Below are 16633 nucleotides of genomic sequence, written 5' to 3'. Positions count from 1 at the left end.
GACGGGCTCAGTCGCTCGATTCGCAGAAGGTCAGGCGGTTGCCGAACGGGTCGGTCACCTTCAGCAGCCGGCCCCAGGGCGCGTCCTCGACGCCGGGCCGCGCGTAGCCGTATTGCTTGCCGATCAGCTCGGCCTGGTAATCGTCGACGCCGGTGGCGCGCACGAAGATGGCCGCGCCCGGCGTGGCATCGCCGTAGTGCTCGCTCAGGTGCAGCACCAGCTCGCCGCGATGCACCTGCGCGTACAGCGGCAGGCCCGGTTCGAAGCGGTGTTCCCAGTCCCACTCGAAGCCGAGGAAATCCAGGTAGAACTCGCGCGCCTTGTCGACCGAAAAGATGCGCAGGATGGGAATGGCGGGGGACAAATGCATGATTCTGGCCTTAGTATGCGAGGGGTCGCGCCCGCGGACTTCCGAGCGTGCGCGCATCCCGCCAGCATAGATCAAACCGGTTGCCATGCCCGACGCCCAAGCCGCATCCTGGAAACACCTGCCTGCGCCGAAGAAGCGCGCCGCGCTGCCCTTTGAGGCCACCTACACGGCCGACCAGTACGCCCGTCTGCGGCAGGGCCGCATCCCGCGGGAAATGGAAGACAAGTGGTTCATCTATCTCGACGATGGCGTGCTGCGCTTTCATCGCAGCTGGACCGGCATCTGGATCTACGCGCTGCGGCTGGACGCCGCGGGCGACCAATGGCGCGCGCATGACGCCTGGGTCAACCGCGAGGCCGACCAGTACGGCTGCACCGACCTGGAAACCGACCGCAAGCTGCTGGCGCGGCTGGTGGACGGCCTGCTGGCCGCGCCGCGCGAATGATCGAACCGCGCGAATGAAGCGCGGATGCCGCCATCGCGCCGCCCAAAGGATACGCAGGGGGATGCGCCGCCCGACGGACAGGGGCGGCGTCAGGCCTGGCGCGTGCCCGACGGGACGCGCCAGGCACGCCCGCCTCAGTTCAGGCTGGCGCCGGAGATCTTCACGATCTCCTGGTACTTGGCCTTTTCGTTCTTGACGAACTCGGCGAAGGCTTCGGGCGTCATGGGAGGCGCTTCCGAACCCATCGTCAGCAGACGCTGCTTGACGTCGGGCTGCTGCATCGCTTCCGAGTAGGCCTTGTTCAGCTTGGCCACCACCGGCGCCGGCGTGCCGCCGGTCGTGAAGACGCCGAACCAGGTGCCCAGGTCGAAGCCCTTGATGCCCGACTCTTCCACCGTCGGCACGTCGGCCAGCAGCGACGAACGCTTGGCGGTGGTCACGGCCAGCGCCTTGACCTTGCCGTCCTTGATCAGCGGCGCCGAGGCCGCCAGGTTGTCGAACATGAAGTCCGACTGGCCCGACAGCAGCGCCAATTGCGCCGGGGCCGCGCCCTGGTAGGGAATGTGCTCGACGTTGATGCCGGCGCGCGCCTTGAGCAGCTCGCCCGACAGGTGGCCAGCGCTGCCGTTGCCGCCCGAACCGTAGTTCAGCTTGCCCGGATTCTTCTTGGCGTACTCGATCAGGTCCGACAGCTTCTCGATCTTGTTCTTGGCGGCAAATTCGACGTTCATCACCAGCACGTTCGGCACCGACGCCACGATGGTGACCGGGGCGAAATCCTTCACCGGGTCATAGGGCAGGTTGGCGAACAGCCAGGGGTTGATGGCGTGGGTCGCGACGGCGCCCATCACCAGCGTGTAGCCGTCGGCCGGGGCCTTGGCCACCAGGTCGGCGCCAATGTTGCCGCCGGCGCCCGAGCGGTTTTCCACCACGACGGGTTGGCCGAGCGAGCCGCGCACCTTCTCGGCCAGCATGCGGGCCATGGTGTCGAGCGGGCCGCCGGGCGGGTAAGGCACCACGAAGCGCAGCGGCTTGGTGGGGAAATCGGTGGTCTGGGCCAGCGCGGGCGCGCCCAGGGTCAGCGTGGCGGCCAGGGCCGCGGCGCCGCCCAGCAGGACGCGGCGCATGGCGCCGCGGGGGGTCTGTTTCATCTGGTTTGCTCCTCTCATTGCATCGATGGCGGTCGGTAGCATACCGCAGCGGGGTGAACGGCGTAACAAAGGGATACCGGGAGAACCCCGCGCTTTTCCTGCGAACGGCGCGCCCCGGCCGGTTGGAAACAACGTGCGCCGGCCACCCCGGCGCTCTCGGCGCCTTCCCTTTCGCGCCGCCTCGCCAACGGCCGGCGCCCAAAGAAAAGCCGCCTTCCAGGGAAGGCGGCTTCGGATGCGGGCGCGGCGGGCCGGAGCCCGCCCAGCCTCAATGCAGGATCTGGCTCAGGAACAGCTTGGTGCGCTCGTTCTGCGGGTTGTCGAAGAACTCGTCCGGGCTGTTCTGTTCGATGATCTCGCCGCGGTCCATGAAGATGACGCGGTTGGCGACCTTGCGCGCGAAGCCCATTTCGTGGGTCACGCACAGCATCGTCATGCCGCTTTCCTGGGCCAGGTTGACCATCACGTCCAGCACTTCCTTGACCATTTCCGGGTCCAGCGCCGAGGTCGGCTCATCGAACAGCATGATCTTGGGGCTCATGCACAGCGAACGGGCGATGGCCACGCGCTGCTGCTGGCCGCCCGAGAGCTGGCCGGGGAATTTCTTGGCCTGGTCCGGGATGCGCACGCGCTCCAGGTATTTCATGGCCGTGGCCTCGGCTTCGGCGCGCGGCTTCTTCAAGACCCACATCGGGCCCAGCGTCAGGTTCTCCAGCACCGTCAGGTGCGGGAACAGGTTGAAGTGCTGGAACACCATGCCGACGTCCTTGCGGATGGTCTCGATGTGCTTGAGGTCATTGGTGAGCTCCGTGCCGTCCACGATGATGTGGCCTTTCTGGTGCTCTTCGAGCCGGTTGATGCAGCGGATCATGGTGGACTTGCCCGAACCGGACGGCCCGCACACCACGATGCGCTCGCCCGGCGCCACGTCCAGGTTGATGTTGCGCAGCACGTGGAACTGGCCGTACCACTTGTTCACGTCCTGCAGTCGAATGATGGCATCAGACATGCCTGTACTCCCGTAAATATCGCGTTGCGGGTCCGCCGGTGGCGGACCCGCGGCAAGGTTCTAGCGTGCGTGGCCCGTGGCCAGGCGTTTTTCCAGCGCCTGGCTGTATTTGGACATGGAGAAGCAGAAGACGAAGTAGATCAGCGAGATGAACAGATACGCCTCCACCCCGAATCCGCGCCATGCCGCGTCGGACAGGGCCGCCTTGGCCGCCAGCGTCAGGTCGAAGATGCCGATGATCACCACCAGCGACGTGTCCTTGAACAGCGCGATGAAGATGCTGACCAGCGGCGGGATCACGATCTTGAGCGCCTGCGGCAGGATGATCTTGCGCATCTGCTGCCAGTAGTTCAGGCCGAGCGAGTCGGCGCCTTCGTACTGGCCCTTGGGGATCGCCTGCAGGCCGCCGCGCACCGTTTCGGCGATGTACGCGGCCGCGAACATGATGATCGCGATCTGCGCGCGCAGCAGCTTGTCGATGGAGAACCCTTCCGGCAGGAACAGCGGCAGCATCACCGACGACATGAACAGCAGGCTGATCAGCGGCACGCCGCGGATCAGCTCGATGTACACGACGCACAGCGCCTTGATGGCCGGCATCTTCGAGCGCCGGCCCAGGGCCAGCAGCACACCGATCGGGAAGGCGAAGGCGATGCCGAACGTCGACAGGATCAACGTCAGCGGCAGGCCGCCCCAGCGCGCGTTCTCGACGTAGGTCAGGCCCAGCACGCCGCCCCACATCAGGATCGCCACGGCGGTCAGGCCGACCGTCCAGATGATGGCGAGCTTCCAGTTCCAGAAACGGCGGATGCCGCTGCACACGATCACCGCGACCAGGATGATGGTCGCGATCAGCGGCCGCCATTGCTCGTCGTACGGATAGGTGCCGAACAGGATCAGCCGGTGCTTCTCGATGATGAAGGCCCAGCAGGCCCCGCCCACCGAGGCGCGGCATTCCTGCGCGTTGGCGGCGGTGAAGTTGGCCTTGATGAAGGCCCACTCGACCAGCGCCGGCACCGACATCAACAGGAACCACGCCAGCAGCACCGTGATCAGGATGTTCAGCGGCGAGGAAAACAGGCGCGAGCGCAGCCACGCCCACGCGCCGACATGGGTCTTGGGCGGCGGCAGCCCTTCGCTGGGGGTATGCGTAGTGCTGCTCATATCAACGCTCCACCAGCGCAATGCGCTTGTTGTACCAGTTCATGAAGATCGAGATCGACAGGCTGACCGTGAGGTACGCGCCCATGATGATGAGAATGCCCTCGATGGCCTGCCCGGTCTGGTTCAGCGTGGTGTTGACCACCGACACGATGTCCGGGTAACCGATGGCCACGGCCAGCGAGCTGTTCTTGGTGAGGTTGAGGAACTGGCTGGTCATCGGCGGGATGATCACGCGCAGCGCCTGCGGCAGCACCACCAGGCGCAGCACCTGCTTGCGGCGCAGGCCCAGGGCCCCGGCGGCTTCCCATTGGCCATTGTTGACCGCCTGGATGCCCGAGCGCACCACTTCGGCAATGAAGGCCGAGGTGTAGATCACCAGGCCCGCCAGCAGCGCGGCGAACTCCGGCGACAGCGTCAGGCCGCCGCTGAAGTTGAAGCCCTTCAGTTCCGGCATGTCCAGCGTCAGCGAAGCGCCGCTGACCAGCCAACCGACGATCGGCAAGCCGATCAGCAGGCCGACGGCGGCGCGGCCCAGCGGGAACACGTGGCCGGTGGCTTCCTGGCGCTTCTTGCCCCAGTGGCCCAGGAACAGGATGGCGACGATGGCCAGGCCCAGGCCGGCCAGCATCCAGTCGAGCGAGTTGCCCTCCAGCGCCGGCACCTTCAGGCCGCGGTTGGAGATGAACACGCCCGGCAGCGGGTTGTGCGCCTGGCGCGGGCCGGGCATGTTCTCGGTGATCAGCGCATACCAGAAGAACAGCTGCAGCAGCAGCGGCACGTTGCGCATCACTTCGACGTAGACCGAGGTGATTTTGGCGACGAGCCAGTTCTTGGACAGCCGGCCGACGCCGATCAGCGTGCCGAGGATGGTCGCCAGCACGATGCCGAGCACGGCCACGCGCAGCGTGTTGAGCAGGCCCACCCAGATGGCGCGGCCATACGTGTCGGCGGGGGTATACGCGATGGGCGTTTCGCCGATGGCGAAGCCGGCCTCGCGTTGCAGGAAACCGAAGCCCGTGGCGATGTTGCGCACGGACAGGTTGTGAAGCGTGTTTGAAACCAGGAACCACACCGCCAGGGCGACGGCGGCCAGTGCGATCACTTGATAGACCACGGCGCGCACGCCGGGATCGTTCCAGTTCAGACGCCGGGGGGGTGCCGAAATCGGGGCGTTTTTATTTGAAGTCGTCATGAATGAATCTACAGAAGTCGGACACCGGGCAGCGGGGGCCTTGCGGCCCGCGCCGTCCACTCCTGCCGCCCGCTCGAAGGCGGGCTAGGCATGGCACGCGTCGCGCGCCATGCCGGGCAGCCGTGTGTTAGCGCACCGGCCAGCCGTACATCAAGCCACCTTGCTTGTAGCTGGCGTTCAGGCCGCGGTCCAGCTTCATCGCGCTGCTCTTGCCGAGCGTGGCTTCGAAGCTTTCGCCGTAGTTGCCGACCTGCTTGATGATGTTATAGCCCCACTTGTCATCCACGCCCAGGTTCTTGCCCATGCCCGGGGTCACGCCCAGGATGCGCTGGATGTTGGGGTTGGTGCTCTTGGTCATTTCATCGACGTTCTTGGACGTGATGCCGTATTCCTCGGCTTCCAGCATCGCGTTCAGCGACCAGCGGACCACGTTGAACCACTGCTCGTCGCCCTGGCGCACCATGGGGCCCAGCGGCTCCTTGGAGAAGTCTTCCGGCAGGATGATGTACTTGTCCGGATTCTCCAGCGTGGTGCGGGTCGAGGCCAGCTGCGACTTGTCGGTCGTGAAGGCATCGCAACGGCCGGCCGAGAAGGCGCGGATGATTTCGTCGTACTTGTCGATCACGACGGGCTTGAATTCGATCTTCTGGCCACGGAACCAGTCGGCCAGGTTCAGCTCGGTGGTGGTGCCCGGCTGCACGCAGATGGTGGCGCCGTTCAGTTCCTTGGCGCTCTTGACGTTCAGGTCCTTGGAGACCATGACGCCCTGGCTGTCGTAGTAGTTCACGCCCACGCCGATCAGGCCCAGGGTGGTGTCGCGCGTCAGCGTGACGGTGGTGTTGCGGGTCAGCACGTCCACTTCGCCCGATTGCAGGGCGGTGAAGCGCTGCTGCGTGTTCAGCGGCGTGACCTTGAACTTGCTGGCGTCGCCGAACATGGTGGCGGCGATGGCGCGGCACAGGTCCACGTCCAGGCCCTTGTATTCACCCTTGCTGTCCGCGATCGAGAAGCCCGGAATACCGGTCGAAACGCCGCATTGGACAAACCCTTTTTTCTTGACGTTATCGAAGGTCGCACCCGCATTGGCAGCCGCGGATGCAGCGAACAGGGCGGCGCCAATGGCAGCGAGTTTCAGTACTTTCATCGTGATCTCCGTAGGGGTGTAGCGAAGCCGAACGCAAGGCCGGGTTGGGCTTTACGCATGGGGCGGATGGTAGCGTCCGCAAAGCGGCCTCCGCATCCGGGAATTCCCTTGAAATATAGGGACACTGGATGAAATCAAACGGGGTTTTGAGATAAAAACGGGGACACTATTCCTGCCCTATAAACGTGTCCGGGCGGTCACTTCGTCCGATTCATTTCCGTCACATCGGGACACTTTTTCCGTCGCCGGCGCCACGCCGTTTTAGGCCAGCTTACTGTCCCCGAGTTACTATTGCGGCTTCATCCGACAGCCGCCATGATCGAATTCCAGCACGTCTTCAAATCGTATGGCCGCGGCCGCAATATCCTGGCCGACATCAACTTCCGCGTGAGCGCGGGAGAGTTCGTTTTCGTGTCGGGGCCGTCCGGCGCCGGCAAGTCCACTCTGCTCAAGCTGATCGGCGGCCTCGAGCCCGCCAGCCGCGGTTCGATCCAGGTCAACGGCCAGCGGCTCGACAAGCTGCCCGCCCGCGCCCGGCCCTACCTGCGCCGCGCCGTCGGCGTGATCCTGCAGGACACCCACCTGCTGTTCGACCGCAGCGCCTTTGAAAACGTGATGCTGCCGCTGGCGGTCACCGGCCATCCCTGGAATTCGGCCGCCGCGCGCGCCCGCGCGGCGCTGGACAAGGTCGGCCTGTCGGGCAAGGAAGACCTCAATCCCATCGAATTGTCGGGCGGCGAGCAGCAGCGCCTGGCGATCGCGCGCGCCATCGTCAACCGGCCCGCCATCCTGATCGCCGACGAACCCACCGCCAACCTCGACCACGACAACGCGCAGCGCATCATGAACGTGTTCCGCGACTTCAACCGCGTCGGCGTCACCACGCTGATCGCCTCGCACGACCAGGAACTCATGGCGCGCTACGCCACCCGCACCCTGCGCATCGACCCGGGCCGGTTCGCCGACTCGCACGGCGCCGCCACGCCCCCGGCCGACGCCGGCCACGGCATCGCGGGAGAACCGGCATGAACGCCTGGCTGCGGCAGCATCGCTATGCCCTCATGGTCACCCTGCGCCGGCTGGTCAAGCAGCCGTTCTCGTCGCTCGCCAACCTGCTGGTGATGGCGCTGGCGCTGGCCCTGCCGCTGTTGGGCAGCGCCATCCTGGTGTCGGTGCAGCCGGTGGCGCGGCAGATGTCCGTCACCCCCGAGGTCACCGTCTTCATGCGGGTCGATGCGCCCGCCGGCGCCGCCGCCGACATCGCCAAGCGCATCCAGGGCGAATACGCCAGCGACGTGCGCGCGGTGCGCGTGATCGGCCGCGACGACGCCCTGGCCGACCTGCGCGCCAATCCTGCCTGGCAACAGGCGCTGGCCGTGCTGCCCGGCAATCCGCTGCCCGACGCGGTGGTGGTGACGCTGGCCGACGGCGAAGACCTGGCCGGCCGCGCCGACAGGCTGGCGCAGGCCTGGAAACAATGGGACCAGGTCGACCTTGTGCAGCTGGACAGCGCCTGGGTCCAACGGCTCGAAGCCATCCTGCGCTTCGCCCGCATCGGCCTGGGCTTCCTGGCCGCCTGCGTGGCGGTGGTGGTGCTGGCCACGGTGTTCAACACGGTGCGCATGCAGGCCCTGTCGCAGCGCGAGGAAATCGCCGTGGCGCGCCTGGTGGGCGCCACCGAGTCGTTCGTGCGGCGGCCCTTCCTGTACCTGGGCGCGCTGTCCGGCGCCCTGGCCTCGCTGTTGGCCATCGGCGTGGCGGCGGTGGCGCTGTCGCCGCTGAACAACGCCCTGCTCGGCCTGGCGCGCAGCTACGGGGCGGAATTCGCCCTGCATCTGCCCGGCGCGCCGGTGCTGCTGGCGGCCATCGTCGCCTCGGCCGCCCTGGGCGCGCTGTCGGCGCGCTGGTCCGTCACGCGCAGCACGCGATTCTGAAAAGGGCACCGGTCTTCGTCCGATTTTCCTGAAGGCCGGCCTGCCTAAAGCCACGTATAGCCCCCCTTCGTCCCCGTGATCCGGGGAACGGCCGCGCCCGCCGTGGGTACGATGGCAGCACCTGCTCGCCGCGGCCTTCTCTGGCCAGTGTGCGCATGGCGTCTGTCCCGTGTCACGGGCCGCCCTGCGCTCCCCGGGGGCCGCGCCAGGAATGGCGCCGAAACGCCAGGCCGGCGGACAAACGGCCATATTTTTCAGGGACATAACAAAGTTGCGGTTACACAGGTTTTCCCCCCATTACAGGCCAGATGTGCAAGAATAAAGCGACATTTTTCTACATATTTTGAAACGTTTATTGTTCCACCGAGCCCTGCCTTCGTGTCCCAATCGTTGTTCCTGCCCTTGATTACGCCCCATGGTCGCCCGTCTTGAAGCCCGCGCGACGCGCCATTATTTCGATAGCGCGTTCCAGTCCCAGGCGGTGAAAGTACTCCCCAACGAGTACTACGTCACCGACGAAGACATCATGATCTCGACCGTGCTGGGGTCGTGTGTGGCCGCCTGCATCCACGACCCCGTCACCGGGGTCGGCGGCATGAACCATTTCATGCTGCCTGAAGGCGACATGCAGTCGCCGGCCTCGGCCACCATGCGCTACGGCGCCTTCGCCATGGAAGTGCTGATCAACGAACTGCTCAAGGCCGGCGCGGTACGCGACCGCCTCGAGGCCAAGGTGTTCGGCGGCGGCGCGGTGCTGTCGGCCATGCAGCAGATGAACATCGGCGAGCGTAACGGCCAGTTCGTGCTGAACTACCTGCGCACCGAAGGCATCCCGGTCAAGGCGCAGGACCTGGGCGACGTGCATGCGCGCCGCATCAACTATTTCCCGCGCGACGGCCGCGTGATGGTGCGCAAGATGGCGCCGCACCATCAGCGCGCCGAAGAAATCATCGCCAAGCGCGAACAGGCCGCCGCCGAGAGCGTGCAGGCCAAGACCCACAGCCCGCCGCGCGTCGAACGCTTCGCGCGGCCCGGCGTCGAACGCTTCGACCGGCCCGCGGCGCGCCCGGGCGTGGAGCGTTTCGATCGTCCCGGCGTCGAGCGTTTCGATCGTCCCGCCGCGCGTCCCGGCGTGGAACGGTTCGACACCGGCGTCACCCGCCGCCGCAAGCCGGAAACCGCCGGCAGCTGACGCGCGCCGCCTCAGCCCGCGCCGCCCGGGCGGCCGAAGCTGGCGCGGTATTGGCTGGGCGACACGCCCAGCCGCCGCTGGAACACCTCGCGCAGGTGGCGGGCATCGCGAAAGCCGCAATGAAAGGCCACGGTTTTGAGGGGCGCCGACTCGCGCTCCAGCCGCGCGCGGGCCGCATCCAGCCGCGCGCTCTCGACGAATTCCGCGGGCGTGATGCCGGCATCGCGCAGGAACACGCGCGCGAAATTGCGGCGGCTCATGTTGGCCACCGCCGCCAGCGCCGCCACCCCCAGGTCGTCGGCCAGATGGCCCAACACGTGCTGCTGCACCAGCGCCACCGCCGACGTCTCTTCGACGAACGGCGTGAGGAAGGGGCTGAACTGCGACTGGCCGCCGGCGCGCTGCATGAACACCACCAGCCGCTTGGCCACGTTCAGCGCCACGTCGGGCCCGTGGTCCTGCGCCACCAGGGACAGCGCCAGATCGATGCCGGCGGTCACCCCCGCCGAGGTGTGCAGCCGGCCATCCCGCACGTAGAGCCGGTCGGACTCGACCCGCAGCTCCGGATAGCGCGCCGCCAGCGCCTGCGCATCGTTCCAGTGCGTGGTCACGATGGCGCCGGCAGGCAGGCCTGCCCGAGCCAACAGGAAGATACCGTTGCAGATCGCGCCGTAACGGCCGGCGCGCGCACAGGCCCCGCGCAGCCAGGCCAGGCCTTCGTCCGGTTCGCGCGCCGCCGGCAGGTCCGGCCCGCCCGCGACCAGCAGCAGGTCGGGCGCCTCGTCGACCTCCGCGTAGTGACGCTGCGGGACCAGCAGCATGCCGTTGGAGCAGGGCACCGCGCCACGCGTCAGGCCGATCAGTTCCATCCGGTACTGGCTGGCGGGCAACAGGAAGCGGTTGGCCTCGGCGAACACGTCCAGCGGCCCGCTGACGTCCAGCGACTGCACGCCGGGAAAAACGAGAATGGCGACGGATTTCATGGGATCGGATAACCGGGAAGCCTGCGCCGCGCGGCCGCGCGGCGCAGGCATGGCGACGGCGCGCCGCCAACACACGCTACCTTAGCGCAACGACAGCGGTGTCCACCGCGCTGTCCTTGCCTTGGCCGCAATCCGCGCCAGCGCGGCCGCCATCCGCCGCCACCGCCCGGGTTGGCCGCCGCGCGCGCCACCCTGGCCGCAATCCGCCCCATCCGCCGCTGGTCCGTGACCGCGGGCGCGCCCAGACTTTCCGTACCGCCCTTCCCGGGCTTGCCACGCAAGGAAACCGCCTCATGCACCCCCCTCATTCCGATCCCAGCGAACGCGTCGGCCCGGCTTTCTCGGTCGACGGCATGCTGCTGGCCCGCAACAAGACGCGCCAGGCCATCGAGGACATCGCCGCCCGCATCCGCCCCGGCATGATCGAGGAAGACGCCGTCGCCCTCGCCAAACAGACCTTGATCGACGCCGGAATGGCGCTCAGCTGGCATCCCACGCGGGTGCGCTTCGGCGCCAACACCATGAAGGCCATGCGCCAGGCCTCCACGCCCGGCGCGGTGCTGGGCGAACACGACATCTTCTTCCTCGACATCGCGCCGCGCCTGGACGCCTGGGAAGGCGATGGCGGCAAGAGCTACGTAGTGGGCGACGACCCCGGCCAGGCGCGTTGCGCCCGCGACGCCGAGGCGCTGTTCCATGACGTGCGCGGCGTCTGGCTGCGTCAGCGGCTGAGCGGCCAGGCGCTGTACGACTACGCCGACCGCCAGGCGCGCGCCATGGGCTGGGAGCTGAACTTCGACCTGCCAGGCCACCGCGTATCCGACTTCCCGCACGCGGCAATCCATACCGGCTCGCTCGCCGACCTGGCCATCAGTCCGTCGGGAATGCGCTGGATCCTGGAGATCCACCTGCGCGATCCGCAGGGCCGCTATGGCGCGTTCTTCGAGGACATGCTGCTGGACGACGCCCACTATCCCGCGTGAAGGCCGCGCGGGGCACCGGCGCGCATGCGCCCGGCACCCGCGCGGCGGGCCCGACCGGCCGTCATGCGCCGCGCCGACCGCCGTCCCGCCCCCCGCCGTCCCGGCCCGTTAGGCCGCCCGCGCGCCGCCGATCGACACCACGCTGGCGGTGAAATCCTTGAGCAGGGCCTCGCGCCGCGCCGCGGCCTTCTCCATCGCCGCCTCTTTCACATGGCCATAGCCGCGGATCTCCTCCGGCACGCTGGCCAGGGCGACCGCCCGATCCAGGTTGCCGCGATTGAGCTTGGACAGGATCGCGCTCAGCGTCTCGCGATACTCGCGCGCCAGCTCGCGCTCGGCGCGGCGCTCGCGGGTGTAGCCGAACAGATCGAAGCGCGTGCCGCGCAGGCGCTTCATGCGCGCCAGCAGGCGGAACACCCGCAGCATGCCGGGGCCGTAGGCCTTCTTGACCAGATGGCCGTCGGCGCCGCGGCGCGCGAACAGCGGCGGCGCCAGATGGAAGCGCAGCTTCCAGTCGCCCTCGAACTGCTCGTCGATGCGCTTGAGGAACTCCCCGTCCGTATAGAGCCGCGCCACCTCGTACTCGTCCTTGTAGGCCAGCAGCTTGAAGTAGTAGCGCGCCACCGCCAGCGCCAGGCGCTGGGTGCCGGTGGCCTCGTGCTCGGCGTGCGCCACTTTGTCCACCAGGTCGGTGTACTGCCTGGCGTAAGCCGCGTCCTGGTACTGCGTCAGGAACGCGCGGCGCGTTTCGACGACGCGCGCCAGCTCGCCGGCCGGCTTCTTCAGTTCCACCACCGGTTGGACCACGCGCGGCCGGCGAATCTCGATGATGCCCTCCGGATGCGCGGGCGCGCCGCCGCTTGCCAGCAGGCGCGTCACGCCGGCCAGGTCATGGGCCGCGCGGCGGCCCCAGGCGAACGCCGCCAGGTTGTTGGGCACCTGCTGGCCGTTCAGTTCGATGGCGCGCAGCAACGACTCGCGCGACAGCGGCAGCCAGCCCTTCTGGTAGGCGTAGCCCATCATCAGGGGATTGGAATAGATGGCGTCGCCCAGCAGCCCCACCGCCAGCGCCGACGCATCCACCGTGTGCAGGTTGTCCTTGCCGCAGGCGGCCTGCAGGTCGGCCGTCAGGTTGGCGCCCGGCAGCGTCCAGTCGGGGTTGGTCACGAACGCCGCGGTAGGCGCGGTGTCGCTATTGAGCAGCGCGCGCGAGCGGCCCGGCCGCAGCCGCGCCATGGCGTCGGCGCTGGTGGCCACCACCAGGTCGCCGGCCAGCATCAGGTCGGCCTCGCCCATCGCCACGCGGGTGTTCATCAGGTGGTCCGGCGTCTGCGCCAGCACCACGTGCGAATACACCGCGCCGCCCTTCTGCGCCAGGCCGGCCATGTCCAGCACCGAACAGCCCTTGCCTTCCAGGTGCGCGGCCATGCCCAGCAACTGGCCGATGGTGACCACGCCGGTGCCGCCCACGCCGGCGATGAAGACGCCATAGGCCTGCGCCAGCGCCGGCAACGCCGGTTGCGGCACGTCGTCGTCGACCGCGCCTTCCGGCGCCAGCGCGCGCGGCTTGCGCAGCTTGCCACCCTCCACCGTGACGAAGCTGGGGCAGAAGCCCTTCAGACAGGAGAAGTCCTTGTTGCAGCTGGACTGGTTGATGGCGCGCTTGCGCCCGAACTCGGTCTCCAGCGGCTCCACCGACAGGCAATGCGATTTCTGCGAACAGTCGCCACAGCCTTCGCACACGCGTTCGTTGATGACCACGCGCCGCGCCGGGTCGGGATAGGCGCCGCGCTTGCGGCGGCGGCGCTTCTCGGTGGCACAGGTCTGGTCGTAGATCAGTACCGACACGCCGGGGTGTTCGCGCAGTTCGCGCATCACCGCTTCCAGCTCGTCGCGATGCCTGACCGGCACGCCCGGCGCCATGCCGGTCATGCCCTGGTATTTCTCCGGCTCGTCGGTCACCACCACGATCTTGTCGATGCCCTCGGCCGCCACCTGGCGGCTGATCATCGGCACGCTGATGGGGCCGTCGACCGGCTGCCCGCCGGTCATGGCCACCGCGTCGTTGAACAGGATCTTGTAGGTGATCGGCGCCTTGGCCGCCACCGCCGCGCGGATCGCCAGCAGGCCCGAATGGAAGTAGGTGCCGTCGCCGAGGTTGGCGAACACGTGCTTTTCCTCGGTGAACGGCGCCTGCCCCAGCCACGGCACGCCCTCTCCGCCCATCTGCGTGTACACCTGCGTGTTGCGGCCCATCCAGGTCACCATGTAGTGGCAGCCGATGCCGGCCATGCCGCGCGAGCCTTCCGGCACCCGCGTCGAGGTATTGTGCGGACAGCCCGAACAGAACCACGGCTTGCGGTCTTCCACCACGCGCGGGCGCGCCAGCGCCTGTTCGCGATCGGCGATGAAGGCCAGCCGCGCCTCGATGCCGGCGCGCACGTCGGCCGGCAATTCGAAGCGCAACAGGCGCGCGGCGATGGCCTTGGCCACCATCGCCGGCGAAAACTCGTAGTGCGCCGGCAGCAGCCAGTTGCCCTGCGGCACCGCCCATTCGCCGCCATCCTTGTCGTCGAACTTGCCGACCACGCGCGGGATCTTCTTGCCGCTGCCGATCCAGCTGAACAGTTCCTCCTTCAACTGGTATTCGAGCACCTGGCGCTTTTCCTCGACCACCAGGATCTCGTCCAGGCCATCGGCGAAGCGCGCCATGCCGGTGGACTCCAGCGGCCACACCATGCCGACCTTGAACAGCCGCAGGCCGATGCGCTGGCACACCGCCTCGCTCAGCCCCAGGTCGGACAGCGCCTGGCGCGTGTCCAGATAGGCCTTGCCCGAGGTCATGATGCCGAAGCGCGCGTCGCGCGCCGGCACCTGCCAGAGTTCGCGGTTCAGATTGTTGGCGCGGGCGTAGGCCAGCGCCGCGTACAGCTTGTAGTCCAGCAGCCGCGCCTCCTGCTGCAGGGGCGTGTCCGGGATGCGGATGTTAAGGCCGTCCGGCGGCAGCCGGAAATCCTCGGGCAGCACGATCTGCACGCGGTAGGGATCCACGTCCACCGAGGCCGACACCTCGACGATGTCGGTGATGCACTTCATGCCGACCCAGACGCCGGCATAGCGGCTCATGGCCCAGCCATGCAGGCCGTAGTCCAGCACCTCCTGCACGCTGGAGGGGAACAGCGCCGGGATCATGCAGGCCTTGAGAATGTGGTCGCTCTGGTGCGGCAGCGTCGACGACTTGGCCGGATGGTCGTCGCCGGCCACCACCAGCACGCCGCCGTGCGGCGAGGTGCCGGCGGCGTTGGCGTGCTTGAACACGTCGCCGCAGCGGTCCACGCCCGGCCCCTTGCCGTACCACATGCCGAACACACCGTCGTACTTGGCGCCGGGGAACAGGTTGACCTGCTGGGTGCCCCACACCGCGGTGGCCGCCAGGTCCTCGTTGATACCCGGCTGGAACTCGACATGGTGCGCCTTCAGGTACTTGGCCGCCTTCCACATGTTCTGGTCGACCCCGCCCAGCGGCGAGCCCCGGTAGCCCGACACGAACCCGGCCGTGTTCAGCCCCGCGCGCAGGTCGCGCAGCCGCTGCATCATCGGCAGGCGCACCAGGGCATGGATGCCGCTCATCCAGGCGCGGCCGCTTTCCAGGGTGTATTTGTCGTCCAGCTGGACAGATTCGAGCGCCGCGCGCAGCGCGGGCGTGAGGGGGGCATTCATGTCTACTCCGAGGGTCGTGGAACGCCCGCGGCGGCCAACGCACCACGCCCTCTTGAAGCGCATGCGGGCAAGCGGCGGGAGGTGAATTCCGGGCGCTCGATGCGCCTCTGTCCTACGGTTGTAACCGCTCGCCCCACCCCCGGCAATAGGGCGATGCGATAATTGCGGGCATGGACTTCGCCCCTCGCATCGTCGCCTGGCAGCGCCAGCACGGCCGCCACGATCTCCCCTGGCAGAACACCCGGGATCCCTACCGCATCTGGCTCTCCGAGATCATGCTGCAGCAGACGCAGGTGGCCACGGTGATCCCCTACTACGAACGCTTCCTGCAGCGCTTCCCCGACGTGGCCGCGCTGGCCGCCGCCGCCCAGGAAGATGTGATGCCCTACTGGGCCGGCCTGGGCTACTACGCCCGCGCCCGCAACCTGCACCGCTGCGCCCAGGAGATCGCGCGCGACTGGAACGGCCGCTTCCCGCCCAGCGCCGAAGCCATCGCCACCCTGCCCGGCATCGGCCGCTCGACCGCCGCCGCCATCGCCGCCTTCGCCTATGGCGAGCGCTCGCCCATCCTGGACGGCAACGTCAAGCGCGTCTTCACCCGTCACTTCGGCATCGCCGGCGACCCCGCCAGGCGCGAGATCGAGCAGCGCCTGTGGGCCCTGGCCGACGCCCAGGTCGAGGCCGCGCCCGGCCTGGACATGGCCGCCTACACGCAGGGCCTGATGGACCTGGGCGCCACCCTCTGTACGCGCGGCAAGCCGGCCTGCGAGCGCTGCCCGGTCGCCGATACCTGTGTTGCCCGGCGCGAAGGCCGCCAGGCCGAACTGCCCACGCCCAAGGCGCGCAAGGCGATTCCGGAACGCGAGACCGCGATGCTGGTGCTGCAGCACCAGGGCGCGTTCCTGCTGCAGCAACGCCCCGAACCCGGTATCTGGGGCGGCCTCTGGAGCCTGCCCGAATTCGACGCCGCCGGCGACCCCCTGGCCGCCTCCCGCGCCCTCGGCCTGGACCCCGAACAGCGCTTCGAACTCGCCGCCTTCGCCCACACCTTCACCCACTACCGCCTGCACATCCGCCCCTGGTACGTGCCCGTGCGCAGCGCCTCGCTGCGCCAACCCACGCAACCCGAACGCTGGGTCACCCAGGCCGAACTCCCCGACACCGCCCTGCCCGCCCCCGTCAAGAAACTCCTGCTGGGCCTGATCGAAGCCGGCCTCCCCGGCGACCTGCTGGCCAACAGCAAGTAGCGCCCTCCGACCGCCCCCCACGCGCAGCGTCACCGCCCCGACGCCAGACACCCAAACGCCAAAGAAGGCCGCCCGCGCGGCCGCCTTTGGCGACCCCGC

The 16633-nt window shown here is 68.1% G+C and carries 14 protein-coding genes; 6 read left to right on the top strand and 8 right to left on the bottom strand.

Going from position 1 to position 16633, the window contains the following annotated elements:
* Positions 1-7 precede the first annotated feature (7 nt).
* On the bottom strand, positions 8-370 hold the full coding sequence (locus AT699_RS02660; protein ID WP_006386913.1) for a glyoxalase superfamily protein: 363 nt from the start codon (positions 368-370) through the stop codon (positions 8-10).
* Positions 371-455: 85 nt separating this feature from the next.
* On the opposite strand from AT699_RS02660, the gene AT699_RS02655 reads away from it, so the two are divergent.
* The gene (locus AT699_RS02655; protein WP_006386912.1) at positions 456-815 is read left to right on the top strand and encodes a hypothetical protein; all 360 of its coding nucleotides are present in this window, start codon (positions 456-458) and stop codon (positions 813-815) included.
* Positions 816-949: 134 nt separating this feature from the next.
* Here the strand turns inward: AT699_RS02655 and AT699_RS02650 are convergent, their stop codons facing one another.
* The 5 genes from AT699_RS02650 to AT699_RS02630 all read right to left on the bottom strand — a co-directional run bounded on the left by AT699_RS02650 (position 950) and on the right by AT699_RS02630 (position 6475).
* On the bottom strand, positions 950-1966 hold the full coding sequence (locus AT699_RS02650; protein ID WP_006386911.1) for a Bug family tripartite tricarboxylate transporter substrate binding protein: 1017 nt from the start codon (positions 1964-1966) through the stop codon (positions 950-952).
* 268 nt (positions 1967-2234) lie between these two features.
* Complete coding sequence (locus AT699_RS02645; RefSeq protein ID WP_006386910.1) at positions 2235-2975, bottom strand: amino acid ABC transporter ATP-binding protein; 741 nt, start codon at positions 2973-2975, stop codon at positions 2235-2237.
* A gap of 60 nt (positions 2976-3035) precedes the next feature.
* Positions 3036-4139, bottom strand: coding sequence for an amino acid ABC transporter permease (locus AT699_RS02640; RefSeq protein ID WP_006386909.1), 1104 nt, complete (start codon positions 4137-4139; stop codon positions 3036-3038).
* A 1-nt stretch (position 4140) separates the two neighbouring features.
* Positions 4141-5331: an amino acid ABC transporter permease gene (locus AT699_RS02635; RefSeq protein ID WP_006386907.1), complete on the bottom strand. Its 1191-nt coding sequence runs from the start codon at positions 5329-5331 to the stop codon at positions 4141-4143.
* Positions 5332-5458: 127 nt separating this feature from the next.
* Complete coding sequence (locus AT699_RS02630; RefSeq protein WP_020925350.1) at positions 5459-6475, bottom strand: amino acid ABC transporter substrate-binding protein; 1017 nt, start codon at positions 6473-6475, stop codon at positions 5459-5461.
* A 315-nt stretch (positions 6476-6790) separates the two neighbouring features.
* Between AT699_RS02630 and AT699_RS02625 the strand changes: the two genes are divergently transcribed.
* The 3 genes from AT699_RS02625 (at position 6791) to cheD (ending at position 9601) form a co-directional block, all read left to right on the top strand.
* A complete protein-coding gene (locus AT699_RS02625) occupies positions 6791-7504 on the top strand; it encodes a cell division ATP-binding protein FtsE (RefSeq protein WP_006386903.1) in 714 nt (237 codons plus the stop codon).
* The gene (locus AT699_RS02620; protein WP_024067617.1) at positions 7501-8409 is read left to right on the top strand and encodes a cell division protein FtsX; all 909 of its coding nucleotides are present in this window, start codon (positions 7501-7503) and stop codon (positions 8407-8409) included. Before AT699_RS02625 ends, AT699_RS02620 begins: the two co-directional genes overlap by 4 nt.
* 415 nt (positions 8410-8824) lie before the next feature.
* Positions 8825-9601 carry a chemoreceptor glutamine deamidase CheD gene (cheD, locus tag AT699_RS02615; protein WP_024067616.1) on the top strand — a complete coding sequence of 259 codons (777 nt, stop codon included), beginning with the start codon at positions 8825-8827 and terminating at the stop codon, positions 9599-9601.
* Positions 9602-9612: 11 nt separating this feature from the next.
* Here cheD and AT699_RS02610 read toward each other — a convergent pair whose 3' ends face one another.
* Entirely contained in the window at positions 9613-10584 is a 972-nt protein-coding gene (locus AT699_RS02610) for a GlxA family transcriptional regulator (protein WP_053497551.1), read from the bottom strand.
* 293 nt (positions 10585-10877) lie between these two features.
* Between AT699_RS02610 and AT699_RS02605 the strand changes: the two genes are divergently transcribed.
* Positions 10878-11567: a M24 family metallopeptidase gene (locus AT699_RS02605; protein ID WP_024067614.1), complete on the top strand. Its 690-nt coding sequence runs from the start codon at positions 10878-10880 to the stop codon at positions 11565-11567.
* Positions 11568-11675: 108 nt separating this feature from the next.
* On the opposite strand, the gene AT699_RS02600 is transcribed toward AT699_RS02605, so the two are convergent.
* Positions 11676-15287 carry an indolepyruvate ferredoxin oxidoreductase family protein gene (locus tag AT699_RS02600; RefSeq protein WP_024067613.1) on the bottom strand — a complete coding sequence of 1204 codons (3612 nt, stop codon included), beginning with the start codon at positions 15285-15287 and terminating at the stop codon, positions 11676-11678.
* A gap of 170 nt (positions 15288-15457) precedes the next feature.
* On the opposite strand from AT699_RS02600, the gene mutY reads away from it, so the two are divergent.
* A complete protein-coding gene (gene mutY, locus AT699_RS02595) occupies positions 15458-16534 on the top strand; it encodes an A/G-specific adenine glycosylase (protein ID WP_020925357.1) in 1077 nt (358 codons plus the stop codon).
* Positions 16535-16633: the final 99 nt, after the last annotated feature.

The organism is Achromobacter xylosoxidans, from assembly GCF_001457475.1.
In the GTDB taxonomy this organism is placed as follows: domain Bacteria; phylum Pseudomonadota; class Gammaproteobacteria; order Burkholderiales; family Burkholderiaceae_B; genus Achromobacter; species Achromobacter xylosoxidans.
This window is presented reverse-complemented; position numbering and strand designations above follow the sequence as displayed.